General features: G+C 70.6%; 22 protein-coding genes and 1 pseudogene. 15 read left to right on the forward strand and 8 right to left on the reverse strand.

All coding sequences use genetic code 11. From position 1 onward, the window contains the following. Positions 1–91 precede the first annotated feature (91 nt). The 4 genes and pseudogenes from ACFU95_RS37540 to ACFU95_RS37555 all read left to right on the forward strand — a co-directional run. A pseudogene (locus tag ACFU95_RS37540) lies at positions 92–640 on the forward strand (universal stress protein); the annotation flags it as partial. A gap of 157 nt (positions 641–797) precedes the next feature. Further along, entirely contained in the window at positions 798–1,403 is a 606-nt protein-coding gene (locus tag ACFU95_RS37545) for a hypothetical protein (RefSeq protein WP_383837766.1), read from the forward strand. A gap of 39 nt (positions 1,404–1,442) precedes the next feature. Beyond that, the gene (locus ACFU95_RS37550; protein ID WP_383837769.1) at positions 1,443–2,834 is read left to right on the forward strand and encodes a nicotinate phosphoribosyltransferase; all 1,392 of its coding nucleotides are present in this window, start codon (positions 1,443–1,445) and stop codon (positions 2,832–2,834) included. A gap of 11 nt (positions 2,835–2,845) precedes the next feature. Continuing rightward, a complete protein-coding gene (locus ACFU95_RS37555) occupies positions 2,846–3,133 on the forward strand; it encodes a DUF1876 domain-containing protein (RefSeq protein ID WP_383837772.1) in 288 nt (95 codons plus the stop codon). Positions 3,134–3,233: 100 nt separating this feature from the next. On the opposite strand, the gene ACFU95_RS37560 is transcribed toward ACFU95_RS37555, so the two are convergent. Beyond that, the gene (locus tag ACFU95_RS37560; protein ID WP_383837775.1) at positions 3,234–3,908 is read right to left on the reverse strand and encodes a CBS domain-containing protein; all 675 of its coding nucleotides are present in this window, start codon (positions 3,906–3,908) and stop codon (positions 3,234–3,236) included. Positions 3,909–4,046: 138 nt separating this feature from the next. On the opposite strand from ACFU95_RS37560, the gene ACFU95_RS37565 reads away from it, so the two are divergent. Further along, a complete protein-coding gene (locus ACFU95_RS37565) occupies positions 4,047–4,928 on the forward strand; it encodes a pyridoxamine 5'-phosphate oxidase family protein (protein ID WP_383837778.1) in 882 nt (293 codons plus the stop codon). Positions 4,929–5,031: 103 nt separating this feature from the next. Further along, positions 5,032–6,024, forward strand: coding sequence for an Acg family FMN-binding oxidoreductase (locus ACFU95_RS37570; protein ID WP_383837781.1), 993 nt, complete (start codon positions 5,032–5,034; stop codon positions 6,022–6,024). A 46-nt stretch (positions 6,025–6,070) separates the two neighbouring features. Here the strand turns inward: ACFU95_RS37570 and ACFU95_RS37575 are convergent, their stop codons facing one another. Together ACFU95_RS37575 and ACFU95_RS37580 are read right to left on the reverse strand one after the other, a co-directional pair. Further along, positions 6,071–6,748: a CBS domain-containing protein gene (locus tag ACFU95_RS37575; protein WP_383837784.1), complete on the reverse strand. Its 678-nt coding sequence runs from the start codon at positions 6,746–6,748 to the stop codon at positions 6,071–6,073. Positions 6,749–6,772: 24 nt separating this feature from the next. Next, a complete protein-coding gene (locus ACFU95_RS37580) occupies positions 6,773–6,949 on the reverse strand; it encodes a hypothetical protein (RefSeq protein WP_383837786.1) in 177 nt (58 codons plus the stop codon). A 293-nt stretch (positions 6,950–7,242) separates the two neighbouring features. Here ACFU95_RS37580 and ACFU95_RS37585 point away from each other — a divergent pair, with 293 nt between their 5' ends. The 5 genes from ACFU95_RS37585 to ACFU95_RS37605 all read left to right on the forward strand — a co-directional run bounded on the left by ACFU95_RS37585 (position 7,243) and on the right by ACFU95_RS37605 (position 12,808). Next, entirely contained in the window at positions 7,243–8,118 is an 876-nt protein-coding gene (locus ACFU95_RS37585; protein WP_383837789.1) for a universal stress protein, read from the forward strand. A gap of 18 nt (positions 8,119–8,136) precedes the next feature. Then, complete coding sequence (locus ACFU95_RS37590; RefSeq protein ID WP_383837792.1) at positions 8,137–10,554, forward strand: glycoside hydrolase family 65 protein; 2,418 nt, start codon at positions 8,137–8,139, stop codon at positions 10,552–10,554. After that, positions 10,551–11,429 (forward strand): potassium channel family protein, encoded by an 879-nt coding sequence (locus tag ACFU95_RS37595; protein ID WP_383837795.1) that lies wholly within the window; start codon positions 10,551–10,553, stop codon positions 11,427–11,429. The genes ACFU95_RS37590 and ACFU95_RS37595 overlap by 4 nt, the downstream gene beginning before the upstream one ends. A gap of 348 nt (positions 11,430–11,777) precedes the next feature. Continuing rightward, positions 11,778–11,978, forward strand: a complete 201-nt coding sequence (locus ACFU95_RS37600; RefSeq protein WP_383837798.1) for a hypothetical protein — start codon at positions 11,778–11,780, stop codon at positions 11,976–11,978. 80 nt (positions 11,979–12,058) lie between these two features. Next, the gene (locus ACFU95_RS37605) at positions 12,059–12,808 is read left to right on the forward strand and encodes a glucose 1-dehydrogenase (protein ID WP_383837958.1); all 750 of its coding nucleotides are present in this window, start codon (positions 12,059–12,061) and stop codon (positions 12,806–12,808) included. A 126-nt stretch (positions 12,809–12,934) separates the two neighbouring features. Here ACFU95_RS37605 and ACFU95_RS37610 read toward each other — a convergent pair whose 3' ends face one another. Then, positions 12,935–13,987 carry a class I fructose-bisphosphate aldolase gene (locus ACFU95_RS37610; protein ID WP_383837801.1) on the reverse strand — a complete coding sequence of 351 codons (1,053 nt, stop codon included), beginning with the start codon at positions 13,985–13,987 and terminating at the stop codon, positions 12,935–12,937. 323 nt (positions 13,988–14,310) lie between these two features. Between ACFU95_RS37610 and ACFU95_RS37615 the strand changes: the two genes are divergently transcribed. Beyond that, complete coding sequence (locus ACFU95_RS37615; RefSeq protein WP_383837804.1) at positions 14,311–15,198, forward strand: universal stress protein; 888 nt, start codon at positions 14,311–14,313, stop codon at positions 15,196–15,198. Between the two features lie 84 nt (positions 15,199–15,282). Here ACFU95_RS37615 and ACFU95_RS37620 read toward each other — a convergent pair whose 3' ends face one another. Continuing rightward, positions 15,283–16,308, reverse strand: coding sequence for a 6-phosphofructokinase (locus tag ACFU95_RS37620; protein WP_383837807.1), 1,026 nt, complete (start codon positions 16,306–16,308; stop codon positions 15,283–15,285). Between the two features lie 604 nt (positions 16,309–16,912). Here ACFU95_RS37620 and ACFU95_RS37625 point away from each other — a divergent pair. Beyond that, the gene (locus ACFU95_RS37625) at positions 16,913–17,128 is read left to right on the forward strand and encodes a hypothetical protein (protein ID WP_383837810.1); all 216 of its coding nucleotides are present in this window, start codon (positions 16,913–16,915) and stop codon (positions 17,126–17,128) included. Between the two features lie 118 nt (positions 17,129–17,246). On the opposite strand, the gene ACFU95_RS37630 is transcribed toward ACFU95_RS37625, so the two are convergent. Then, a complete protein-coding gene (locus tag ACFU95_RS37630) occupies positions 17,247–18,323 on the reverse strand; it encodes a flavodoxin domain-containing protein (RefSeq protein ID WP_383837813.1) in 1,077 nt (358 codons plus the stop codon). A gap of 374 nt (positions 18,324–18,697) precedes the next feature. Here ACFU95_RS37630 and ACFU95_RS37635 point away from each other — a divergent pair, with 374 nt between their 5' ends. Continuing rightward, on the forward strand, positions 18,698–19,573 hold the full coding sequence (locus tag ACFU95_RS37635; protein WP_383837816.1) for a universal stress protein: 876 nt from the start codon (positions 18,698–18,700) through the stop codon (positions 19,571–19,573). Between the two features lie 316 nt (positions 19,574–19,889). Here ACFU95_RS37635 and ACFU95_RS37640 read toward each other — a convergent pair whose 3' ends face one another. Next, positions 19,890–22,166, reverse strand: a complete 2,277-nt coding sequence (locus ACFU95_RS37640; protein ID WP_383837819.1) for a heavy metal translocating P-type ATPase — start codon at positions 22,164–22,166, stop codon at positions 19,890–19,892. Between the two features lie 88 nt (positions 22,167–22,254). Then, positions 22,255–23,121, reverse strand: coding sequence for a universal stress protein (locus ACFU95_RS37645; protein ID WP_383837822.1), 867 nt, complete (start codon positions 23,119–23,121; stop codon positions 22,255–22,257). A gap of 320 nt (positions 23,122–23,441) precedes the next feature. Between ACFU95_RS37645 and ACFU95_RS37650 the strand changes: the two genes are divergently transcribed. After that, on the forward strand, positions 23,442–24,317 hold the full coding sequence (locus ACFU95_RS37650) for a universal stress protein (protein ID WP_383837825.1): 876 nt from the start codon (positions 23,442–23,444) through the stop codon (positions 24,315–24,317). Positions 24,318–24,328 lie beyond the last annotated feature (11 nt).

Raw genomic sequence — 24,328 nt, forward strand, 5'->3', positions numbered from 1 at the left:
TCCGGGGAGGTATCCGGCCGCCAGTGGGGAAGCTCGCGGCCACAGAGTGCTAGATAAACGGCCGCCTACGGGGAGTATCCACTGGCCGCCGTCAAGAGGGCTCGGAGACCTTGCCGGGATGCTCCTGGGCTCGGTCAGCCTGGCCGTGGCGGCACGAGCGGACTGCCCGGTGGTCGTAGTGCGTGGCGCGGCGGAGCACCGGGGTGCCCGGTTCGGGAGTGTCGCCGTCGGTGTCGAGGAGGGAGAGGGCAGCGGCACGGCCGTGCAGTTCGCGTTCCGCGAGGCCCATGTCCGGCAATGTCAGCTGGTCGCGGTGCACGCTTGGAGCGCACAGTATGGTGCTCGCACTTCACCTCAAGCCCCCTCGTGGTACGCCCTGGAGACCCAACGCCGCCCGCCGGCGCAGGTACTCGACGACGCCCTGCGCGAGCCGGCGGAGCGTTACCGCGACACCTCGGTGAGCCGGCGGGTGGTCGAGGGACCGGCACGCCGGGCACTGATGGAGGCCGCGTCGGAGGCGGACCTGCTGGTCGTCGGCGCCCGTAGACGACAGGGGCACCTGGGCCTGCAACTAGGCCTGACCAATCACGCGGTACTGCATCACGCGCCATGTCCCATCGCGATCGTTCCCCAGGTGTGACCGCGTGCGACGGGAAACGGACCATGTCGACGGTCGGCCCCCGCTGGGCCGGAAGTCGGCCCCCACAGGGACTTTCGGCCCTGTGACCGGAGGCCGCTGCCGTCGGATGGTGGGACGAAGCGGGGGAACCGACCAGCAAGTTGCTGGAGGCCGACTCATGAGCGCAGAAGAATCGCCGTACGCATCCGGCCCGCACCCGTCGCGCCAGGAGCACACGTCAAAGGAGGCGAACCCTCTGCGACGTACATCCGACAGGTTCGAGTCCTGGTTCCGTGGCTTCCTGATGCTGCTCCTCGTCCTCGGCCTGCCGGTGGCCGCGCTCAGCGCGGGGCTGACGGCGTACGAGTCGTCGATGCGTACCGTGCAAGCCCAGTCGGCGGAACGACAGGAGGTCACCGCCCGCCTGACGTCGGACGGCAAGGGCGTCACCGCAAGCGGGAAGCAACAGGTCAGGGTCCGCTGGACAGACGACAGCGGCACGGTGCGGACGGCGACCACCCTCGTGAAGTCGGGAACGCCCAAGGGCGCCACCGTGCGGGTGTGGGTGGACAGGGACGGAACCATCACCGGTCCGCCGAACAGCGAGCTCAACGCGAGGACCACCGGCTGGTTCGTGGGTGGTTTGGCGGCGCTCGGCGTGGCCGGCGGGTTCTTCGCGGCAGGGGCAGGCATGCACCACCTGCTGGACCGGAGAAGGCACGCACAGTGGGACGCGGAGTGGGATCTGGTGGAGCCCGAGTGGTCCGCGCGCTTCCGCCGGTGACGGGAGGGAGACCGGACGTGAGCCGAGGAGGCGACGTCGATGTCCGATGCGACGACCACCGATCTGTACGAAGTGACGATGGCCATGTCCTATCTGCGGGAGGGGATGACCGGCCCGGCGACGTTCAGCCTTTTCGTCCGCGACCTTCCTCCCGAGCGCGGCTTCCTGGTTGCCGCGGGACTTGAGTCGGCCCTGGACTACCTGTCCGGCTTCCGCGTCGGCCCTGAGGACGTCGACGTCTTCGCTTCCGCGCTGCACCGGCCGCGGCGGGATCTGGAGCCCCTGCTGGGGCTGGAGTTTACCGGCCGCGTGCGGGCGGTGCCGGAGGGGCGGATCGTGCTCGCGGGAGAGCCCCTGCTGGAGGTCACTGCGCCGCTTCCGCAGGCGCAGTTGGCCGAGACGTATGTCCTCAACCAGCTCAGCCATCAGACGGCGATCGCCTCGAAGGCCGCGCGGTGCGTGCTCGCGGCGGCGGGGCATCCGGTGGTGGACTTCTCCCTGCGGCGGACCCACGGGACGCAGTCGGGGTTCCAGGCCGCCCGTCTGGGTGCGATGGTCGGCTTCGCCGGGACCAGCAACGTGGCTGCGGCCACGGCTGTCGGCATACCTGCTGTGGGCACGATGGCCCACTCCTTCGTGGAGGCGTTCGCTTCGGAGGAAGAGGCGTTCTGCGCTTTCGCACGGTCCCATCCCGGCCCGTTGACCTTCCTGGTGGACACCTACGACACCGTGGAGGGCGTCCGTGTCGCGGCGCGCGTCCTGAAGGACCTCGACCGCGGGCCCGGCTCCGCTGTACGGCTGGACAGCGGCGATCTCGGAGCCCTGGCGGTCCGGGCCCGCTCCGTCCTCGACGACGCGGGCCTGCCGGACGTACGGATCATCGCGAGCGGCGGTCTCGACGAGTACGCCGTGGACGACCTGGTCCGCTCCGGAGCCCCGATCGACACGTACGCCGTCGGCACCCGCGTCGGGGTCTCGGCCGACGCGCCCTATCTGGACTCCGCGTACAAGATGGTGGAGTACGACGGACGCCCGGTGATGAAGCTTTCGTCGGCGAAAGTGACCGCACCGGGCCCCAAGCAGGTGTTCCGCCGTGCCGGCTGCGCCGACGTGATCGCTCTCGCCGACGAGCAACCACCCGACGACGGCAGTCCGTTGCTGGAGACGGTGATGCGGAACGGGCAGCGCACCGGCGCCAGGTCCGCGCTCGACGAGTGCCGGGAGAGATTTGCCGTGGACCTGGGCGGGCTGCCCTCGGCGGCCCGTCGGATCCGAGCGCCGGTCGCGCCTGGCGCGACGGCCTCCGAGCACCTCAGCGCACTCACCGTCCGAGTCCGCAGGCGTATCGAGGAGCAGATGCAGGCCGTCTCCACACGGAGCACGGTCTCGGAACGAACCGCATCCGGATCACATCGGTCCGAACCGAGGTGAGGAGGAAAGCGATGCCGCATACGGTGGAATGGAAGGTCCGTCTCCATCTTTTCGAGGACGACGAGGGAACGACGAAGGCACGGGTGGTAGTGGACACGGGCACCACGGCCCTCACCGGCCACGGGGCTGCGCACTGTCATCCTGTGGACATGAACGTGCCGGAGATCGGCGACGAACTGGCGGCGGGCAGGGCCATGCACGACCTCGCCCAGCAGCTGGTGAACGCCGCCGAGCGCGACATCGAAGGCCCGGGCGCACCCCGGCCGAGCACCCGTCAGGTCGCCGGATGGCCCTTGTGACCGACGGCGATGCGGCTGCCCCGCACGACCTACAGTATCCGGTGCCGGATCGGGAGTCCGGGCGATTTTTCGGCAGGCATCTGCTATGTCGTGCGGGGGCTCAGCTGCCGGTGGGGGATCGCCGGGTGTCGTCCGTCTGAAAGGCGATGTGCTCGGCGACCGAGACCACGCCGTCGACGCTCCGGCACAGCCGCTCGATGACGGGGATCAGGCTCCTGACCTCGACGGAGCCACCGAGGTCGACCCGCCCGTCGCGCACGTCGACGGTCACTTCCGAGGGAGCAAGCCCCATGGTGCGCCACAGCACGTCCTCGGTGATCTCGTCGCGGATGGCGTCGTCCCGGCGGAGGAAGATCCGTAGCAGGTCACCGCGGCTGACGATGCCCAGGAGGCGGTCCGCCTCGTCCACCACGGGCAGTCGCTTGACGTGGTGGGCCTCCATCAGCCGGGCGGCCTCGACCACGCTCCACTCCGGGCGCGCGCACACGGCGGGAGCCGACATCAGTTCCTCGGCGCGGGAACCCTCGGCCTTGGCGCGTTCCCATGCCTCCAGGTGAGGAACCGGGACGCGACCGGACGGGTCGGCCTGGTCGGCGCTCTTGCGCAGCAGGTCGGCTTCGGACACCACACCAATGGGGTGGTCCAGATCGTCCACCACGGGTACGGCGGTGACGTCGTTCTCCGTCAGCAGCCTGACGATCTCCTTGAACGGCATGTCACGCCGCGCCCGGACGACGCCTCGGGTCATGAGCTCCGCGACCGTTCGGTGGTGCATGTCGGCTCTCCTTCCGGGACGTGACAGCCAGTCGCACGGCCCATCCTGCGTGTGGAAAGGGGGTCTGTCGGCCCATGCGGCGGTGTGTCGTACGTGGCAGGTTGGTTACAGCACCATTCTGAGGAGAGGGCGGCGATCATGCGAGCTCATCTCGGCGACCATCTCGTCATCGAAAGCCCGGCCACCGGCGTCACCAGGCGCGACGGCGAGATCGTCGGACTCCACCATGGGGATGGAACACCCCCCTACGATGTGCGCTGGTCGGACACGGACGAAGTGACGCTCGTGTTCCCCGGGCCCGACGCACACATCCGCCAGGTCGAACACGGTGATGCGGGGGCTGCGCCCGGGGCCGCCCCGCCGACCGGGACACCCAACCCCGGGGACATCGGCCGGCGCGTGGCCGTCGAACGTCACAGGCAGAGGCTCAGCCAAGGGGAAACAGCCCGTCGCGCCCGCATGTCGCCGGACTATCTCGCGTACCTGGAGGAACAACCCGCCGACCCGACTGTGGCGACTCTCATCAGGCTGGCCGACGCGCTGGGCACCACCGCCGCTGCCCTGCGCGGGGGCGGCATCGATCTGCCCCCCGGCCAGGGCCAAGCACTGCTGCACCCTCAGCTGCGGGACCTCAGCCCGGAGGAATGCCGCACCCTGCTCTCCACACATGGCGTGGGGCGTATCGCGGTGTCGGCGACCGACGGACGCCCGGCGGTCGTCCCGGTCAACTACGAGGTCGTCGATGACGCGATCCTCTTCCGGACCGCGCCCGGCTCGGCGCCAGCGGCAGCCGTGGGAAAGGAGGTCGCCTTCGAGGTCGACCATGTGGACGACGCCCTGAGCCAGGGCTGGAGCGTGCTCGCCGTCGGCCCCGCGCGCGTCATCACGGAGCCCGACGCCGTGCGCAGGCTCACTCAGGACGCCCACACCACGCCGTGGCCGGGCGGTGCACGCGAGATGTGGGTGTCGATCCGGCCCGCGAGCCTCACGGGCCGGCGCATCACTCCTGCCGACCAGTGAGCGGCCCTGGGATACGGCCCGCCCTACGCGCACCCGTCACCAAGCGAAGAGTGATCGACTGATCCCGTCCCGGGGTGCCGCCGGCTCGCGAGAGGAGGATCCGGTGAGCGAACAAGCACTGTCCGACGAACGCGTGACGGCCCTGGTCCACGACGCTGCCGCCGCCCCGTCGATGCACAACGCACAGCCGTGGCGCTTCCGCTACGTCCGGCACAGCCGCACGTTCGAGTTGCGCGCCGACTTCGAGCGCGCCATGCCACACTCCGACCCCCGAACCCGCGGCCTTCACATCGGCTGCGGTGCCGCTCTGTTGAACCTGAGGGTCGCTGCGGCCCGCGAGGGCTGGTATCCGCAGACCCGGCTGCTGCACGAGCCGGCCGACCCGGCGCTCCTCGCGAGTGTGCGGCTGAGCGGGCCCGGAAGCGGGGAGAGCGACCTCGGCGCGCTGTACCCGGCGATTCGCGAGCGGCACAGCAGCCGCTTCCCCTTCGAGGAGACGGAGATCCCCGATGCCGTACGGAGGGCGCTCAGCGAGGCCGCTCGCCTTGAGGGAGCCGTACTGACGTTTCCCACCTCATGGCATCTGCAGGAGGTGCTGGACATGGTCCAGGAAGCCGAGGCGCGCAACCTCACCGACCGTGGCACCGACCAGGATCTGGCCGAATGGACCCGTATTGACGCCCCGTCAGTGAACATGACCGACGACGGAGTCCCGGACTACGCCTTCGGGCCGCGCAAGCGCGGGGGCAAGGCTCCGATGCGCGACTTCGCGGGCCCGCGACAGGTGGCGGGACGGGGCGCGGCGGACTTCGAGCGGAACCCTCAACTGGCCCTGGTCAGCACGATCCACGATCGCCCGGAGGACTGGTTGCGCGCCGGCCAGGCCATGGAACGGGTCCTTTTGCTGGCCACCCTGGAGGGTGTGTCCAGCTCCTTCGCCACCCAGCCCGTCGAATGGACGGACCTGCGCTGGCCGCTGCGCGACCCGGTGTCCGGGACGGGCTACACACAGATGCTGCTGCGCCTGGGATACGGCCCCAAAGGCCCCCGCACACCGCGCCACCCGGTGTCGGAGGTACTCGACATCCGGCCCTGACGCGCCAGGGGACCGCAACAGGTCGGCGTCCGTGACTGGCAACCGCTCACTGAGTTTCCTCGGGGCCGTCCGGGTCGGCTGACGGACCGGTGAGATGGGGCTCGACGTCCACGACGCCTTCCACGGCACGCACGAGGCGTACGGCGACCGAGATGAGCGAGGTGTCGTGGATGTGCCCGCGAAGGGTGACGACCCCCTCATGGACGTTCACGTGGATAGCGTGGCTGAGAGCCGGGAAGAGGTAGGACACCACGGTGCGGCGGACCTCTTCCTCGATGGCCTCGTCCGATCGCAGGAAGACCTTCAGCAGATCGGCGCGGCTGACGATGCCCTGGAGCATGCCGATGTCGTCGACCACGGGCAGCCGCTTGACGTGCCTGACGGCCATGATCCTTGCCGCCTGGGCCAGGGTGGCGTCGGGGTGGACGGTGATCGCGGGGGTGCTCATGAGCTCCTCCGCCGTCACTGCCCGGGCCTTGGCGAGATCGGACAGCCGTCGGCGCTGTTCGAAGCGGCTTGGGTCGCTGTCGCGGAACTCCTCCTTGGGCAGCAGGTCGGCCTCCGAGACGACGCCGATGACGCGCCCTTCTCCCTCCAGTACCGGCATGGCACTGACCTTCCAATGCTCCATGGTCCGGACGATCTCCTTGAAGGGTGCGTCGCGTCCGACGGCCACGACCGTCTGCGTCATCACATCGCTCACGATGTGCGGGGTCTCAGGCACTTCGGACCTCCTCGTCCTGCCTCGTCAGGGCACTTCGCCGGCGCCGTGGGGCGCATACAGGTCGAGCAGCCGCACCCGGGCGGACCTGAGCCGCCCTGCGATCACTCCGGCGACATAGGTCCACAGCGCTTGCTTGAGCTCGGGGTCGTTCTCGCACAACTCATCGTCGATCGCGAACGACACTTCATGAGCGAGCGACATGAGCCGCTCCTGATGCTCCTTGCTTGGTCAGGGTGCCGAAAACACCGGACCTGGCAATCACAGTCGCCTTCCCTTCACCATGAGGCCGATGAGACGGCCGTGGTGACGATGCGAATGCGGCACTCCGCCCCGCTCTCTCACCTGACTCCACAATCATCGCAAATCGGCACAGTGCAACCTGGGTCTCACCCCCCTGGCGAAAGCCGGTCCACGTGTCGCGATGGCCCCAGCGGGGTGCGACGGTATTGACAGGGGGTTTCCGGCAGTGGCCCGGCAGGAAGGTGGTGGTGACCATGGAACTCCCGCTCGTGGTGGGTGTCGACGGATCGGATTCCAGCCTGCAGGCCGTGGACTGGGCGGTGGACGAGGCGGCGCGCCTCGGGTTGTCTCTGCGGCTCGTCTATGCGTCTTTGTGGGAGCGGTACGAGGGCAGCCGCCCCTCCTTCAGTGCCGACCGTCCGGCCGAAGAGGTCATGGCCGAGCACATCGCCGCGTCCTGCGCGGAACGCGCCGAACTGCGCAACCCAGAGGTCAAGGTGTCGAGCGAAGTGCTGCCGAGCGATGCCGTGTCCGCGCTGCTGCACGCTGCTCATGAATCCTCTGCTTTGGTCACGGGTTCTCGCGGACGTGGTGAGATCGCCGGGTTGCTGCTGGGATCGGTCAGCCTCACGGTGGCTGCCCGTGCCGTGTGCCCGGTCGTCGTGGTCCGCGGCGGGGAGCGGAACCGGCAGGGCTCCTTCGGCCGGGTGGTGGTCGGCGTCGGTGACTCCGCAGACGGCTCGGCCGCTGTGCGGTTTGCCTTCCGCGAGGCCGAGGCGCGCGGCTGCGCCCTCACTGCCGTACGGGCCTGGCGCCGCCCCGCCCATGAGCGCGCGGACCATCCCCTGACCGCGGGCGATACCGCCGGTGCCGACGAGGAACCCGCCTCCGCTCTGCTCACCGACGCACTGCGCGACGCCGTACGGAATCACCCGCAGGTCGATGTGCATCGCCAAGTCGTCGAAGGCCCCGCGCACATGGTCCTCCTGGACGCCTCGGTCGAGGCCGACCTGGTGGTCGTCGGTGCGCTGAGGCGGCACGGCCGCTTCGGTCTGCAACTCGGCAGGGCCGCCCACACCCTGCTGCATCACTCGGAATGCCCGGTGGCCGTCGTTCCGCAGCGGGCCTGATCCGGCGTTGGGCGACGGATGTCGGAGTGGACGTGGCAGTACGAGGGCTACGACCCCGCTGCCGAGCGGCTGCGTGAATCGCTCTGCACGCTCGGCAACGGCTACTTCGCCACGCGCGGCGCGGCGCCCGAGTGCCGGGCGGGCTTGGTGCACTACCCGGGAACCTACGCGGCCGGGTGCTACAACCGCCTGGAGTCGACCGTGGCGGGACGCCGGGTGGTGAACGAGGACCTGGTCAACCTCCCCAACTGGCTGCTGCTGCGGTTCCGTCTCCGTACCGCTGAGGGAGTCTGGCGCCCGTGGTTCTCCCCGGACACGCACTCCCTCCTGGACTACAGGGTCACCCTGGACCTGCGCCGTGCCACGCTCACCCGCGCGTTCCGCCACCGGGACGACGAGGTGGGCGTGCTCGACGTTGCACAGATTCGCCTGGTGCACGTGGGGGATCCTCATCTTGCCGCGCTGCGGACGGTTTTCACGGCCGAGAACTGGTCGGGAGAGATCGAGATCGAGTCCTGTCTCGACGGCGAGGTGATCAATGGCAATGTGCACCGTTACCGTGCCCTCAACGGCCGACATGTGACCCGTGTGCGGACGGGGACGCAAGAGCCCGACACGGTCTGGCTGAGCTGCCACACCAGTCGTTCGGACATCAGTGTGGCCATGGCCGCCCGGACGGTACTCGTGGACGGGTCTGCGGCCTCGTCGGCTTTTCGCGCGGCCCGCCGCCGTGCAGTCCACCGACTGGTGGTCCCGATCGCTCCCGGCCGTCCCGTCGCTGTGGAGAAGACCGTGACGCTGCACACCTCACGGGACACGGCGATCAGCGAACCGCTCGAAGCAGCACTCGACCGCGTTTCCACGGCTTCGGACTTCTCGTCCCTGCTGGACTCCCACGTCGCCGGGTGGGAGCGGTTGTGGCGGCGAGCGGAGATCCAGGTGCCCGGCCAGGCCGGCCGCGTCCTGCGCCTCCACCTCTTCCACGTCCTGCAGACGCTGTCCCCGCACACCGCGGATCTGGACGTGGGCGTGCCGGCCCGAGGGCTGCACGGTGAGGCGTACCGGGGGCATGTCTTCTGGGACGAGCTGTTCGTCCTGCCCTATCTCAACCTGCACTTCCCAGAGATCTCCAGGGCCCTGCTGAACTACCGGTACCGACGCCTCCCGCGAGCACGCCGGGCGGCCGCCGCGCTCGGCCGGGCCGGGGCGATGTACCCCTGGCAGAGCGGCAGCGACGGCCGCGAAGAGACCCAGGAGTGGCATCTCAACCCCCGCTCGGGGCGCTGGCTTCCGGACCACTCCCGGCTCCAGCACCACGTGGGCTCGGCGATCGCCTACAACGTGTGGCAGTACTGCGAGGCAACCGGCGACACCGAGTTCCTGCACACCAAAGGCGCCGAGATGCTGCTGCAGATCGCTCGCTTCTGGGCGGACCTTGCCGTCTTCGACTCCGATACGGGCCGCTACCGAATCCGCGGCGTCGTCGGCCCCGACGAGTACCACGACAGCTACCCAGGTGCCGACCGGCCGGGACTGGACGACAACGCGTACACCAACGTCACCGCCGTATGGGTCCTCACCCGCGCCCTGGACCTCCTGCGGCGCCTTCCCACCTGGCGCCGGGAGGAACTGTTCGATCGCGTCCGGCTGGAGGCGGGCGAACTCCCGAAGTGGGACGAGATCTCCCGGCGCTTGCTGGTGCCGTTTCACCAGGGCGTCATCAGCCAGTTCGCGGGCTACGATGACCTCGCCGAGCTGGACTGGGACGCCTACCGGGCGCGCTACGACAGCATCCGGCGGCTGGACCGGATCCTGGAGGCCGAGGGCGACACGGTCAACCGCTACAAGGCGTCCAAGCAGGCCGATGTCCTCATGCTCGGCTACCTGTTCTCTCCCGCCGAGCTTCGGGACCTGTTCCGCCGCCTGGGGTACGACCTGGAGGACGAGGTCTGGCGCAGGACTGTCGACTACTACCTCCAGCGCACCAGTCACGGCTCCACGCTCAGTGGGCTCGTCCACGGCCTGGTCCTCGCCAGGGCCAGGCGAGCCGAGGCGTGGCAGTACGTCCAGGAGACTCTGGAGGCAGACATAGCCGACATTCAGGGCGGCTCGACCGGCGAAGGCATCCATCTCGGGGCCATGGCCGGGACCCTCGACCTCGTACAGCGCGGTCTGACGGGACTGCAGACGCGCGAGGACGCCCTGTGGCTGGACCCCGTGCCCCTTCCGGCGCTCTCCGAGTACGGATTCTCGCTGCGCTACCGCGGCCACTGGGGTGTCGGCGTACGGCGCAGGAGGGGACAGCTTGAGATCGTCGTACCCGACTCGGAGGAGTCACCGATCCGCGTGGTGCTGGCCGACCGGGCCGTGAGCGTCGCGCCCGGAGAGACCTGCGCGCTCGTGCTGCCGGAGTTGACCCCTAGGAGACGTGGATGAAGTGGTTGGTCTCGCTGGCCGGTGCCGGGCTCGTCATGGTCACCCTGCGGGACCTGTTCCACACCCTTTGGCACCCCACCCGCCATGGCGGCCTGAGCCGTCTCGTGATGACGGCGCTGTGGCGACTGGCTCGGCGTTTCCGCTCGCGCGGGCGTGTGGTCGGGCTCGTCGGGCCACTCGCCATGGTGACGGTCGTGGGAATGTGGGCCCTCACCGTCATCCTCGGCTGGGCCATCGTCTACTGGCCCCACATGCCCGGGGCCTTCACCTTCTCACCCGGTTCCGAAGCGGCGCAGGAGCCGGCGTGGCTCGACTCCCTGTACCTCTCGCTCGTCACGGTGGCCACGTTGGGGCTGGGGGACATCGCACCCGCCGAGGGCTGGCTCCGCCTGGTCTCACCATTGGAAGCCCTGGTCGGCTTCGCCCTCCTGACAGCCACCGTCTCCTGGGTGCTGGAGATCTACCCGGCGCTGACCCGCAGGAGGGTCCTGGCGATCCGGCTGGCCCTGCTGCGCGACTCGGACCCGACGACGCAGCAGGTCGACTGCACGGCGGGGGCGCTGTTGCTGGACAGCCTGGCCACCGAAGTCGTACGCGTCCGTATCGACTTCACCCAGTACGCCGAGGCGTACTACTTCCACGACGGGGAGGACCACTCGTCCCTGGCCGCCATGGTCGGCTACGCAGCGGACCTCGCCCAGCGCGGACAGGCAGCGCGGCGGCCGGAGGTACGACTGGCCGGTGACCTGCTCGACGGTGCACTGCAGGACCTCGCCGCCATCCTTGACCAGCGCTTCCTCCATACGGGAGGAACGCCGACGCAAGTCTTCGCCGCGTACGCCGCCGATCACGGCCGAAACCAGGCCGAGCCCTGAGTAGCGGCTGATGGTGCTGTGCTGGTCGCCGGAGGCCCGTCTCGGGTCGGACCGGGCGGCGCCGGACTGCAAGCCGCCATGCCTGGAGGAGGTTCCGTTCGACAGCGCCGTAGGGTGGGGCGCCGGCGTGCGTCGACGGAACGGCTTCCGCCGTGGGAATCCGGTCTGCCGCTCCTCAGCACCTTCCTGAAATACGTCGTCTGTCGCCGCTCGGTGACCTGGCCGTCTGTGCCCCGGCATGCGCGCAGAACGCGAGCAATCGACACTGGTCCGGAGGAGTACCAGCCGTGGCCGGCCGGGCTCCATGGGCTCGCCCCGCGTGGACAACGGCGCTCGACGGAGATGACCATGACGGCTGGCCGGGCGATCCTGGATGCAGGTGCCACCTACATCCAGGAAAACGAGACCATCGACCCCCAGCGCCTCATCGGCGTGATCGGCCAGGCGGACTGCGCACGTCACCTGCCCGAAGACCAGGTGGGCCGATGCATGGAGGTCATCTGCCCGGCCCCTGACCGACCCACCGGCCGGCGGCCTGTGGTCTGGTGACCGGTGGTGTCATGCCGAGTCAGCCGCGGCTGATGCCGTCCTTGTGGATCTTCATCGAGATAGGGGTTCAGGAGGTCATGATGGGACGTCTCAACGAGCGGGTGGCGATCGTCACCGGTGGAGCGAGAGGGATCGGCGCCGCTGTGGCACGTCTGTTCGCGGCTGAGGGCGCTGGGGTGGTGGTCGCCGATGTCCTTGACGCCGAAGGGGAGAAGCTGGCGGCGGAACTCGGCGGCCCGGCCCGTTATGCGCACCTGGACGTCAGCGGCGAGGATGGCTGGCAGAGGGTGGTGGCGCAGGTCGAGCGGGAACTCGGCCCGGTCTCGGTGCTGGTCAACAACGCCGGGATCCTCGAGTGGGGGACCATCGAGGAACAGAGCCTCGAATCCTTCCGGCGGGCCATCGACGTCAACCTTCAGGGTGCTTGGCTGGGCATGCGCACGGCGGCACCGTCACTTCGCCGGGCCGGCGGAGGCGTGATCGTGAACATCTCCTCGATCGCCGGCATCACCGGGTATGCCGGCATCGGATCGTATGTGGCCAGCAAGTGGGGACTGCGCGGCCTGACCAAGGCCGCGGCGCTGGAACTGGCCCCGGACGGGATCCGTGTCTGCTCGGTCCACCCCGGTGCGGTGCGCACCGCGATGACGGCCGACTTCGATGACTCCTTCACCGCCGGACAGCCCCTCCCACGGTTCGGTGAGCCTGAGGAGGTCGCCCGTATGGTGCTCTTCATCGTCGCCGACGCCACCTTCTCGACGGGCGTGGAGTTCGTCCTGGACGGCGGTGTCACCGCGGGTCCGCCGACCGTCCTGACACCCGGCCACTGACCCGACCGGGGTGGCCTGGAACGGCGGACAGGCCCGCCTCACCGCCGACGCTGCCGTGGAGGGACTGTGTCGTAGACGCAGGGTCTTGTACATGGGCTCGGCTACGCCGTCGGGCGGGGTGTCCTGTCAGGCGATGGTGATGCTGTCGTCGAGGTAGACGTCCTGGACGGTGTGGAGGAGTTCGATGCCCTCGTCGGTGGGCCGTTGGAACGCTTTGCGCCCGGTGATGAGCCCGGTGCCGCCGGCCCGCTTGTTGATCACCGCTGTGCGTACGGCCTGTGCGAGGTCCGTTTCGCCGGCCGATGCACCGCCGCTGTTGATGAGTCCGACCCGGCCCAGGTAGCAGTTGGCGACCTGCCAGCGGGTCAGGTCGATCGGGTGGTCGGTGGTGAGCCTGTCGTACAGGAGAGGGTCGGTCTTTCCGAAGTCCAGTGCCCGGTAGCCGCCGTTGTTCTCCGACTGCTTCTGCTTGACGATGTCGGCCTCGATGGTCACGCCGAGGTGGTTGGCCTGGCCGGTGAGGTCGGCCGACACCGCGTAGTCCACGCCGTCCTTCTTGAACGCCGGGTTTCGCAGGTAGCACCACAGCACGGTGAACATGCCCAGTTCATGGGCCCGTGCGAAGACCTCGCTGGCTTCCTGCAACTGGCGGTCCGACTGCTCCGAGCCGAAGTAGACCGTGGCGCCGACGCCGGCCGCGCCGAGGTCGAAACACTGCTCGACGTTGCCGAACATGATCTGGTCGTAGTGGTTCGGGTAGGTCAGCAGCTCGTTGTGGTTGAGCTTCACGATGAACGGGATCTTGTGCGCGTAGCGCCGCGAGACGGCCCCGAGCGCCCCCAGGGTGCTGGCGACCGCGTTGCAGCCGCCCTCGACGGCGAGTTCGACGATATTCTTGGGGTCGAGGTAGCGGGGGTTCGCGGCGAATGCCGAGGCCGCCGAGTGCTCGATGCCCTGGTCGACCGGCAGGATCGACACGTACCCCGTGCCGGCCAGACGGCCGTGGTCGAACAGGGACTGCAGGTTGCGCAGCACCCGGGGCGAGCGGTCGGTTGCGGCAACGACCCGGTCGACGAAGTCATGACCCGGCAGTACCAGGTCTTCCTTGGGAATCCCCTGGGCGGTATGAGCCAGCAGGTCCTTGGCCTCGTCGCCCAGCAAGCCTTGGATGTCGGTCATCGGCTCGCCTTTCCGGTCATTCGGAGTCGACGGATGCACCTCCAGGCTCCCGCAACCGCCAGGCTCATGTAAGTCCGTACGCGCTTCTCTCGATCGCGGGGCCAGTTGTCGGCCCGATGACGCCCCCGCCCGGCGAGCCTGCTGCCAGGTGCCGACTCTGCGAGAGCGGCCTGGTGGATCCAGCTGCGATCGGGCCACCAGAACCTTCCGGGACCTCACATCCGGTGCGGGCGCCGCACCGGTCCTGCCATGGAACAGTGGAAGAGAGGAGACAGGGGCCCTGCGGCGGTCGCGGAGGCACAGGCCGGTCGAAGGAGGACACGATGAGTCACCCTGTGCTGGCGGGTATCGACGGGTCCGAACGCAGTTCGGCGGCAGCCGACTGGGCGGCGTGGGAGGCCGCGTCGCGTGGGGTTCCACTGCGCCTGGTACATGCCTCGCCACCGCTCCCGGGCACTGTCCTGCCGGGCCCGGCGTTGGACAGGCTGCACCACGTGGGTGCGCGGATGCTTCAGCGGGTGGTCACCGACCTCCGCGACCGTTACCCGGATGTCGAGGTGCGGGGCGAGCAGACCGATGAAGCCCCGGCTGCTGCTCTCCTCGCCGCCGCCCGTGATGCCGGGCTCCTCGTCGTCGGCACACGGGGGACGGGAGGGTTCGACGGTCTCGCGGTCGGATCGGTGGCCCTACGGGTGGCGGCGGCAACCCCTTGTCCTGTCGTGTTGGTGCCCCAACGGCCGGGCACCTTCGGGGAAGGGACGCGCGCGGCACACGGCGCCGCCCAGATCGTGGTGGGGTTCGACGGGCATCACCCGGTCGGTGAGGTGGCGGACTTCGCGTTCTCGGTGGCTGAGGTGCGCGGAGCAAGCCTGCGAGTGGTCCAGGCATGGGCGTTTCCTGCCGAGGCCGTATCTCCGACGACGCTGGTGGTGACCGAGGAGGACCGTGCCACCTGGGAGGATCAGGAGGTCTTGCAGCTCTCCGATGCGCTGCGCCCGTGGCGGGAGAAGTACCCCAGTGTGACGGTCCGTACCGATGTCGTGCTGCTCCATCCCGTGGAAACGCTCTTGAACGCGTCCCGGGATGCGGCCCTGCTCGTCGTGGGCCGCCGCATTGATCCGCAGGCGACCGAAGGCCGACTGGGCCCGGTCACCCACGCCGTACTGCACCACGCCCGCTGCCCGGTGGCGGTCGTACCGCACGCCGGATAACGACCGGCCAGAAGACTGGTGGCGGTGGTGGGACTTGTCGCGGATCGGCTGGTCCCACGGCGATTCGGCGAGCGCCGGGGCGGGTCAGCCGAAGAACACCTCGAACTCGTCGTACAGCGACGGGTCGACCAGCTTGGTCTGCGCTGTGGCATCGGCGAGGGGCAGGCGGACGATCCGGGTGCCATGCAAGGCGACCATGACGCCGAAGTCGCCGTCCTTGACCGCGTCGATGGCGTGCAGCCCGAAGCGTGTGGCCAGCCACCGGTCGAAGGAGCTCGGAGTGCCGCCGCGCTGGACGTGACCTAGGACCGTGGTACGGGCGTCCTTGCCGGTGCGTTCCGAGATCTCCCGGGCCAGCCATTCGCCGATGCCGGACAGCCGGACATGGCCGAACTCGTCCAGCGACTGGTCCTTGAGGACCATCTGGCCCTCCTTGGGGACGGCCCCTTCGGCGACCACGACGATCGGCGCATAGTTGATCTTGAATCGGCTCTTCACCTGCTCACAGACCTGATCGATGTCGAACGGCCGCTCCGGGATGAGGATCACGTTGGCCCCACCGGCGATGCCGGCGTGCAGGGCTATCCACCCGGAGTGGCGCCCCATCACCTCCACCACCAGGGTGCGCATGTGCGATTCGGCAGTGGTGTGGAGGCGGTCGATGGCCTCGGTCGCGATACCGACGGCGGTGTTGAAGCCGAAGGTGTAGTCGGTGCCGGAGACGTCGTTGTCGATGGTCTTCGGCACGCCGACCAGGTGGATTCCCTGCCGACTCAGCTCGGTGGCCACACCGAGCGTGTCCTCGCCGCCGATCACGACGAGCGCATCCATGTCGTGTGCGGCAAGGGTGTTCTGCACGCGTCGCAGCCCGTCCTCGTGTTTGAACGGGTTGGTGCGGGAGGAGCCGAGGATGGTCCCGCCGCGGGGGAGGATCCCCCGAACGGTGGAGATGTCCAGCGGTCTGACGTCACCCTGGAGCAGACCGAGCCAGCCGTCACGGACGCCGGCGAAGTCGAAGGAGTATTCCTGGACGCCTTTGCGGACGACGCTGCGGATCACGGCGTTGAGGCCGGGGCAGTCACCGCCGCCGGTCAGCACTCCGACCTTCATGGGCTCTCTCCCATCCGCTGATCGCCTCGCCCGGTCCCGGGCCTTCTCGGCGATCGCGACCGCTGTCGGGCACATGGATCGCCTGCTTCTCCTTCATCCAGCCTCCCTCCGTTCGATCCGCAGTGGCCACTCGACCGGCGCAGGATCCAGGCGGCTCGCTCGTGAGGACCTCTGTCCGGCCTTCGGGCCGGTCTGGAGCGCGCCGGACAAGTGCGGGCCGTGTCGTAGGCGATCTGCGCGACCGGCCTCGGGACGACCCCGTCTCGATGCCGCGTAGCCGTATCTGCTCGGTCCACCCCGGTGCGGTACGCACCGCGGTGACGGCCGACTTCAATGACTCCTTCTGACCCCCGGCCACTGACCGGCTATGGGGGGCGCCCGGATCTGTCACAACGGCCCTGGGGTCTCGGGTCTGGGGACGGCTACCCGGCTCACCTTGAGTCGGCTCTGCTGACGGAGGGCGTGTGTGTGGGTGTGCCGGTCCGCGGACGTCCCCGGTGCAAGGGCCGCTCCAGCCCTCCCTTGCAGGGCTCATGTGCCGCCGGTCATATCGGAGTTGGCTGAAAGCACGGGGGAATGGCATCGACCCGAGGGGGAGATGATCGTGGGCACGAGTCTCACGCAGGAGTTCGGGGAGCGGCTCGCGCTCCTGCTGGTCGCGGCGACGGGAGTGGCCTTCGCCCTCGCCGCGCTCTTCGACTCGCTCCCGCTGCGCAGGCAGAACCGCCGCGCGCACCGGCCGCTGAGCAAGCCGGTCGAGCCGATACGGGCCCCGCACCAGCCCGGGACCGGGAGCCACCGCCCGTCCGTCCATGTGTGAGGCGGACGTCCGTCCACACCTCAGAGCAGTACACCGTCACAGCTCAGAGCACCACACCGATCGGCCGGGAAACCTGCGGACGGTCCCATCAGGGCCCCGCCCCCCATGGCGGGAGTCGTCACGCACGAAGCAGCTCCGCCGCGATCCCGGCCGCCCAGCCGTCGATGGCCGCCCAATCGCGGAAGTCGCCGTACCGGCCGCCCAGCAGCCGGAACCTGATCCGTCCGCCGAGCGGCAGCTGGGAGGCGCGGATGACGCCAGAGAAGAGCTCATGGCTCTGGTAGGACAGACCGGCCGGCAGGCTCTGGACGATCACCGGAGCCTCCATCGGCCCCAGCCTCTTCCACGGCCCCCGCAGCGCCCCTGGCATCCCCACGCTGTAGATCCACACGGGGCGTGACGCCAGCAGATCGAGGTTCTCGCGTACGAACCTTCGGGCCGGGTCGAGCCAACTCTGATTGTGCACGCCGCTGCCCAGGACGAACGCGCCATACGCGTCGGCGTCGGCGACGCCCTCCAGGGGGCGCACGTCGGCTTTCAGCCCCGCTCGGCCCAGGCCAGCGGCCAGCCGCTCGGCTACCCCACGGGTGGAGCCGTGTGCAGTCGCGTATCCCACCAGGACATCCATGACGTTCACCTCTGCCGGGGTTGACATGCTCGGGGGGCCTCGATGTCGGCCCGCCTTGGCCGCGCGCCGCCCGGCTAGGCGGCTCCGCTGCGGACGACGGCCGATGTTCTGGCACACAACGGGGTCGGCTGCCGGGCGGGGGCGGGCACCGTCACCACGGGGACCGTGGCGTGCCGCAGGCATTCGCGGCCCACCGTGCCGATGGCCGACATGGGCCGTGCGCCCCAGGGCCAGCAGCAGGGCTCCGCGCGTATGCCGCAGGAGTATTCTCGCGGGTGCCCCCTCCTCGACAACGGCCCGCAGGTCGGTGTCGATGTGTGGACCGAAGGCCGCTCGAACGGTCGAGGCGATCAACTCGGCGGCCCGCTCGCGCTGATCCGCGGCCGTGGGGCGGCCCGCCGTCGGCGTATAGGGCGCGAACCCGGCCGCGGTGACCGGTTCCCAGGCGTGCACGGCGAGGACGCACGTGCCGAAGGCTCGCGCCTGCTCCGCAGCCCATTGCAGCGCGGCCACGGAGGCCTCGGAGCCGTCGACGCCCACCACGATTCCACCGGCGTGTTCGGTCATGGTTGCCTCCCCGGACGGCCTCTGCTTCCACGGTGCCCCCTACCGGGCGGGCGGTGCGCGGGCCGAAGGGCTCCGGGGCAGTGCCGAACGGTCCCTTGCCGATGACCGGCTCAGTACAGCGAACAGCCAGCTCATCCCCGCGGACCGTCTCAGGGGCGGCTCGGGCAGGTGGCCGGGCCGATCGGCCCTGACCATCGGTGTGCGGGTCGCACTTAGTCTCGCCCGCCCCGGGCCTCCCCGGGGTGCCCTCGCGTTTGGGTCCAACGGCCCTGGGCGGGGCCGACCGACCCCTGCGGCTGCCCGCGCGGGCGTGTGACGGTGGAGTGGAAAGGGCGCCGCACCGTGCTGCGGCCCGACGAAAGGCGGTGGGGGTGATGGAGCTGCCCCTGGTCGTGGGTGTCGACGGATCAGAGCCGAGCCTCCGGGCAGTCGACTGGGCCGTGGACGAGGCGGCCCGGCACGGTCTGCGGCTGCGCCTGGTGTACGCCTCCCTGCGGGAGCGGTACGAAGGCGGCGCGCCGTCCGTCGGCCCTGAGCGCCCGTCCGAGGAGGCGATGGCGGACACCGTGGTCGCCACCGCGGCGGAGCGCGCCCGCCGACGCGACCCCGACGTGAAGGTCACCGTCGACGTGGTCCCCGGCGAGGCGGTGGACGTGTTCCTGAGCGAAGCCCACCACGCGTTCGCCGTGGTGACGGGGTCACGGGGCCGCAGCGAGTTCACCGGTCTGCTCCTCGGCTCGGTCGCCCTGACCGTTGCGGCCCGCGCCCACGGGACGGTCATCGTGGTCCGTGGCGACAAGGCCGGTCGGGCCGGCACCCACGAGCGGATCCTGCTCGGCGTGGCCGACCCCACGATCGCCGGTGAGGCGGTGCGGTTCGCCTTCCGCGAGGCCGAGGCACGCGGGTGCACGCTCGATGCCGTACGGGCCTGGCGTGCTCCCGCGCACAGGAGGGCCGACCACCCTCTGATGGCCGGAGAGCCAGCCCACTACGCGCAGGAACAGGCGTCCGCCCTGCTCGACGCCGCGCTCCACGGCCCGATGGCGGACCACCCTGGGGTCTGGATCCGCCGCGACACGGTGGAGGGCCCGGCCCGCCGGGTGCTCCTGAGGCGATCAGCGGCGGCGGACCTCGTCGTCATCGGAGCGCGGCGCCGATCCGGCCGCTTCGGGCTCCAACTGGGCCGAGTAGGGCACACGTTGCTGCACCACGCCGCCAGTCCCGTAGCCGTCGTACCGCAACCGGAGTGACCGTGGAGCGCTCGCTGACCCGGACTACGCCCCTAAACGCACCTGCCCCGGTGGGGTGATCACCGACTCGGCCCGGGTCCGGCCGGCCCGCCACGTGCACGCTTCCGGCGTCGGGCCGCAGTAGGCCGCACACCATCCTGATCGTCGTCGTCCTTCCGGGCCGTTCGGCCTGAGCAGGCCGTAGATCCCGCCCGGCGATGGCGCGGCTGAGGTCGTCGGTGGCGTGCGCTCGCCGAACCGGCGGACGAGGTGGGCGCCTTCGAGCACGTTCTGCCGGGGTTCGGGGTGCCCACGGGTTCGTTCATCTGCTGTCACCTCAGGGCGCGAGGGAGAAGTAGTTCTCTTCCTCTTGCGTGAAGTGCAGTCGCAGCACCGTGTGCAGCCCGTACAGACAGGCGCGCAGGTCGTCGAGCTGCTCCGGGGCCAGGGCCCCGTCGGGGCCGGCCAGAGCGAGGTGGGTTTCGACGCGGCGGGCGAGGCGGTAGATCTCGACATGGGCTCGGCTCATCGTGGCGGTCGCCTCGGGGCCGCCGAGTGTGGGGGCGAGGGCAGGGTAGAGCTGGTGCTCCTCGGCGTACTCATGCGGCAGCAGGCGCTCGGTGAGCAGACGGTGGACCTCCCGTACGGCTGTGACGGCCTCCGGCCCGGGGCTGTCCGAGAGGCGGTCGGCAGCGGAGCGCACGGCCTCCAGGACATCCTGGAGATCGTCGTGCTCGGCCGCGAACCGGTGGATGAGCGCCTCGGTGGAGGGCTGGAGCGCCGGGCGTGCCGCGCGGTCGTCGCCCAACGCGCGCAGGGCGTTGAGGATCACCGCGGCGTCGATGCCTTCCTGCAGCAGGGCGCCGAGGGCGGGCGGGAGCAGACCGAAGGCGGCCGCGGCCATCGCGGCCAGGGACAGCAGCATGCCGCCGAGCGCGCTCTGCACGGCGATGCGCCGGGACCGTACGGCGATGGCGACGGCGTCGGCCAGGCGGTCCACCCGGTCGGTGGTCAGCACGATGTCGGCGGCCTCGGAGGACGCCGTGGAGCCACGGGCACCCATCGCCACGCCGATGTCGGCGGCGGCGAGGGCGGGTGCGTCGTTCACGCCGTCGCCCACCATCACGGTGACCGCGCGGTCGCGTTCGGCGCGCACCGCGGCGACCTTGTCCGCGGGGGAGAGGCCGGCCCGCACGTCGTCCAGGCCGAGGACGGCGCCGACCTCGCGGGCGGGTTCCGCACGGTCGCCGGTGAGCATCACGAGCCGTTCGATGCCGGCGGAGCGCAGTCGGCGCAGGGTGCGCGGCGCGTCGTGGCGCAGCGGATCGGACAGCAGGACGGCCCCGACCGGGCGCCCTTCGATGGTGAGCCAGGCGACGGCCGCCCCGTCCAGGACTGCGCGGTTGTCCACCGCGCGGGCCCAGGCGGGCTTCTCCGCACCGTCGTCGAGGCGGCCGACGGCCATCCGGCGTCCGGCGACGGTGCCGACGGCGCCGCGGCCGGGTTCCTCGGTCATGTCCGAGGGCACGGTCAGGCGCAGGCCCCGTTCGCGGGCCGCCTCGACAAGGGCCCGGGCCAGCACGTGCGGCGAGTACTGGTCGATTGAGGCGGCCAGCCGCAGTACCTGCGACGATTGCCAGCCGTGGGCGGCGACCACGTCGATGACGCGGGGACGCCCGCCAGTGAGGGTGCCGGTCTTGTCCAGCAACAGGGTGCGCGCACGGCCGAGGTTCTCCAGCGCACCGCCGTCTCGGACCACCACCCCGTGGCGTGAGGCGCGCGACAGACCGGAGACCACGGCCACCGGCGCCGCCAGCAGCAGCGGGCACGGCGTGGCGACCACCAGGACCGCCACCGCCCGCACGGCGGAACCCGTGACCAGCCATGCCAGGCCCGCGACGGCGACGGCGAGCGGCAGGAACCAGGCCGCGTACCGGTCGGCCAGCCGCACCACGGGCGCCGACTCGGCCCCGGCCTGCCGGGCCAGCCGCACGATCCCGGCGTAGGTGCTGTCCCGTTCGGTCGCGGACGCGCGCAGCTCGAACGCACCGCCCGCGTTGACCGCACCGCTGCGCACCGAACGGCCCGGGGCGTGATGCACGGCCAAGGGCTCTCCGGTGAGGACCGACTCGTCGAGTACGGCGGTGTCGCCGACCACGGTCCCGTCGACGGGGACGACCTCGCCGGGCCCCACCACGAGCAGATCCCCGACGGCGACCTCGGCCGACGGCACCACGTGCACCTCGCTGCCGGTGCGGCGCCGGGCGGTGCGGGGCGCGTGCTCAAGCAGGGCGCGCAGATCATGGGAGGCCCGCTTCCGGGCGGCCGCCTCCAGGGCGCGGCCGGTGGCCAGCATCAAGGCGATCAGGGAACCGGCCAGATACTCGCCCACGGCGAGTGTGCCGCCCAGTGCAAGGACCGCGATCAGGTCCACGCCCGCGTGACCGCGCCGCAGCGCGCCGAGTACCCAGCCCACCGCGGGTCCGATGGCGACGACCGTGCCCACGGCCCAGCACAGGTTGGCGAGATCGCGGGCACCCGCCCACCAGAAGATGCCGCCGACCGTCAGGGCGACAGTGGTGCCGGCCAGCAGGAGCGACTCCAGCGGTGGCATACGGGAGAGGGTCGACGGCATCTGGTGCAACGGCTTTCGAGGAAAAAGGTGGTCCATGACGGTGCTCGTCCCGGAGATGGTGGTCTGTTCAGTCGTGCGGCACGACGGCGACCGGGCAGGGCACGTGATGCAGCGCCGCGTGGGCGACGGGGCCGAGCTTCCACGTGAGGTGCGTCGCGTGGTGCCTGCGCCCGACGACTGTGAGGGAGCCGCGCGCGGAGGCCGTCAGCAGCACCTGCGTGGCGGGGCCCGTGGCGACGTGCTTGGTGACGGGGACGTCGGGGAACTTCTCCCGCCACGGCGCCAGTACCTCGGCCAGCCGGACGCGCTCCTCGGCCTCGACGTCTTCGTCCCGGAAGGGGGCGAGGGAGGACAGCGGCAGTGCCCGTACCGCCCGCACGCGCCTGCCGCGCGGTGCGGCCATGGAGAAGGCGAACTCCAGCAGCGGGTCGGCAGCGCCGCCGGACTCCGTCAGCCCGACGACGACCTCGTCGCGGTCCGCCGCTGCGGGGTGGCCCCAGCCCGCCTCGACGGCGGGGTCGCCCGCCCGGACGGCGACGGTAGGGCAGGGCGCCAGGCCCAGCACGTGCAGGCTGATGGAACCGAGCAGGAAGCTCGCCACGGAGCCGTGCCCGCGCGAGCCGAGCACCAGCATCGACGCGCGCGTGCCGCGTTCCAGAAGGGCCTGCGTGGCGGGGGCGGAGATCAGTTCGGTGGTCAGGTTCAGCTCCCCGTCACGGTGCAGCAGTTCGGCCGAGGTTCGCTGCAGAACATCCCGGCCGTAGCGTTGCTTCGTGTGCGCCTCCTGCCGGATGGGCACGTCCAGCGGCTGCGTGCTCCATGAGTGGAGCAACACAATGGGCAGATGCCGGTCCGCCGCTTCGCGGGCGGCCCACCAAGCGGCCGTCACGCTCGCGGGCGAACCGTCGAGTCCGACGACGACAGGTCCGGTCATGACGCACCTCCGGTGTTGGTGCGGCACCGGATGCCGAGGTGCCGCGCGTGTACTCCCTCCCCTCCAGGGTCGGCGCGCGGCGCCCGCCTGGCGAGGGCCGGATGGGCTCCCCAGCAGGGTCCGTACGGCCCTGTGCGGGATCCGGACGAGGGGGCGAGGCTGGGAAGGAGCAGCGAGGAGCGGCCGCACGGTGCTGCCCTCTTCGCGTCAATGAGGAGCCCGGCGGGGACCCGCCTGGGGAGGGCCGTACGGATTTCGGCAGGGCTTGCCCTGAGAAAGCCGAACGGCACCCGCGGATCCTGCCCGGAAAGGGGAGAGCGATGAACGGCCCGGTTGTCGTAGGGGTGGACGGCTCACCGTCGAGTCTGACGGCCGTGGAGGTTGCGGCGCGCGAGGCCGGTCTGCGGGGGGTGGGGCTGCGGCTGGTGCATGCTTTCGGCTGGCCGGCCGCGCACGTGCCGCCCGGGCGGCCCTGGGAGCCGAGCGGCGCCGGGTTGCGCGAGCTGATCGACGGCACGCTCACCAAGGCTGAGTGGCGCGCCCACGAGGCCGCGCCCGGGATCGAGGTCATGCGCGAGGTCGTCGTCGGCGAACCGGTGATGGTGCTGGAGATCGAGTCGCGCACCGCGTCCCTTACGGTGGTCGGCAGCCGGGGCCTGAACCGGTTCGGCGCCCTGCTGCTCGGCTCCACCGCAGGTCATCTGGCCTCCCATGTCGCCTGCCCGGTGCTGGTGGTGCGCGGTCGGCCGAGCCCGGACGGGCCGGTCCTCCTCGCCGTGGACGGATCGCCCGCGGCCCGGGGAGCCGTCGAGTTCGCCTTCGCCCAGGCCTCCCTGCGCGGCACGGACCTGATCGCGTTGCACGCCTGGAACCCCCAGGGCGAGCGCGCCTACGACGGCCCGTCCGACCCGCCCTTCGTGACATACGACGAGGACCGGCTGCGCGACGAGGAGCAGCGCGTGCTCGCCGAGGCGCTGGGCGGGCTGGGGGAGAAGTACCCCGACGTCACTGTGCACCGCAGGCTGGTGCGCGGCCGGATCCGCCACACTCTCATCGACGCGAGCGCCGACGCCGGACTTGTCGTGGTCGGCGCGCGCGGCCGGGGCGGCTTCACCGGGCTGCTGCTGGGCTCGGTCAGCCAGGCCCTGCTGCACCACGCGCACTGCCCGGTCGCCGTCGTTCGCACGGGTGAGTGACCGTGGACGGG

This window comes from Streptomyces sp. NPDC057623 (assembly GCF_042800355.1).
Lineage (GTDB): Bacteria > Actinomycetota > Actinomycetes > Streptomycetales > Streptomycetaceae > Streptomyces.

What these genes read in the sequence shown, in the direction of transcription:
- ACFU95_RS37635 (WP_383837816.1), top strand. Translation starts at nt 18,698, where the DNA reads ATGGAGCTGCCCCTGGTCGTGGGTGTCGACGGATCAGAGCCGAGCCTC.
- ACFU95_RS37610 (WP_383837801.1), bottom strand. Translation starts at nt 13,987, where the DNA reads ATGACCGACATCCAAGGCTTGCTGGGCGACGAGGCCAAGGACCTGCTG.
- ACFU95_RS37555 (WP_383837772.1), top strand. Translation starts at nt 2,846, where the DNA reads ATGCCGCATACGGTGGAATGGAAGGTCCGTCTCCATCTTTTCGAGGAC.
- ACFU95_RS37545 (WP_383837766.1), top strand. Translation starts at nt 798, where the DNA reads ATGAGCGCAGAAGAATCGCCGTACGCATCCGGCCCGCACCCGTCGCGC.
- ACFU95_RS37630 (WP_383837813.1), bottom strand. Translation starts at nt 18,323, where the DNA reads ATGACCGAACACGCCGGTGGAATCGTGGTGGGCGTCGACGGCTCCGAG.
- ACFU95_RS37595 (WP_383837795.1), top strand. Translation starts at nt 10,551, where the DNA reads ATGAAGTGGTTGGTCTCGCTGGCCGGTGCCGGGCTCGTCATGGTCACC.
- ACFU95_RS37565 (WP_383837778.1), top strand. Translation starts at nt 4,047, where the DNA reads ATGCGAGCTCATCTCGGCGACCATCTCGTCATCGAAAGCCCGGCCACC.
- ACFU95_RS37605 (WP_383837958.1), top strand. Translation starts at nt 12,059, where the DNA reads ATGGGACGTCTCAACGAGCGGGTGGCGATCGTCACCGGTGGAGCGAGA.
- ACFU95_RS37620 (WP_383837807.1), bottom strand. Translation starts at nt 16,308, where the DNA reads ATGAAGGTCGGAGTGCTGACCGGCGGCGGTGACTGCCCCGGCCTCAAC.
- ACFU95_RS37640 (WP_383837819.1), bottom strand. Translation starts at nt 22,166, where the DNA reads ATGCCACCGCTGGAGTCGCTCCTGCTGGCCGGCACCACTGTCGCCCTG.
- ACFU95_RS37590 (WP_383837792.1), top strand. Translation starts at nt 8,137, where the DNA reads ATGTCGGAGTGGACGTGGCAGTACGAGGGCTACGACCCCGCTGCCGAG.
- ACFU95_RS37580 (WP_383837786.1), bottom strand. Translation starts at nt 6,949, where the DNA reads ATGTCGCTCGCTCATGAAGTGTCGTTCGCGATCGACGATGAGTTGTGC.
- ACFU95_RS37650 (WP_383837825.1), top strand. Translation starts at nt 23,442, where the DNA reads ATGAACGGCCCGGTTGTCGTAGGGGTGGACGGCTCACCGTCGAGTCTG.
- ACFU95_RS37550 (WP_383837769.1), top strand. Translation starts at nt 1,443, where the DNA reads ATGTCCGATGCGACGACCACCGATCTGTACGAAGTGACGATGGCCATG.
- ACFU95_RS37615 (WP_383837804.1), top strand. Translation starts at nt 14,311, where the DNA reads ATGAGTCACCCTGTGCTGGCGGGTATCGACGGGTCCGAACGCAGTTCG.
- ACFU95_RS37600 (WP_383837798.1), top strand. Translation starts at nt 11,778, where the DNA reads ATGACGGCTGGCCGGGCGATCCTGGATGCAGGTGCCACCTACATCCAG.
- ACFU95_RS37585 (WP_383837789.1), top strand. Translation starts at nt 7,243, where the DNA reads ATGGAACTCCCGCTCGTGGTGGGTGTCGACGGATCGGATTCCAGCCTG.
- ACFU95_RS37645 (WP_383837822.1), bottom strand. Translation starts at nt 23,121, where the DNA reads ATGACCGGACCTGTCGTCGTCGGACTCGACGGTTCGCCCGCGAGCGTG.
- ACFU95_RS37560 (WP_383837775.1), bottom strand. Translation starts at nt 3,908, where the DNA reads ATGCACCACCGAACGGTCGCGGAGCTCATGACCCGAGGCGTCGTCCGG.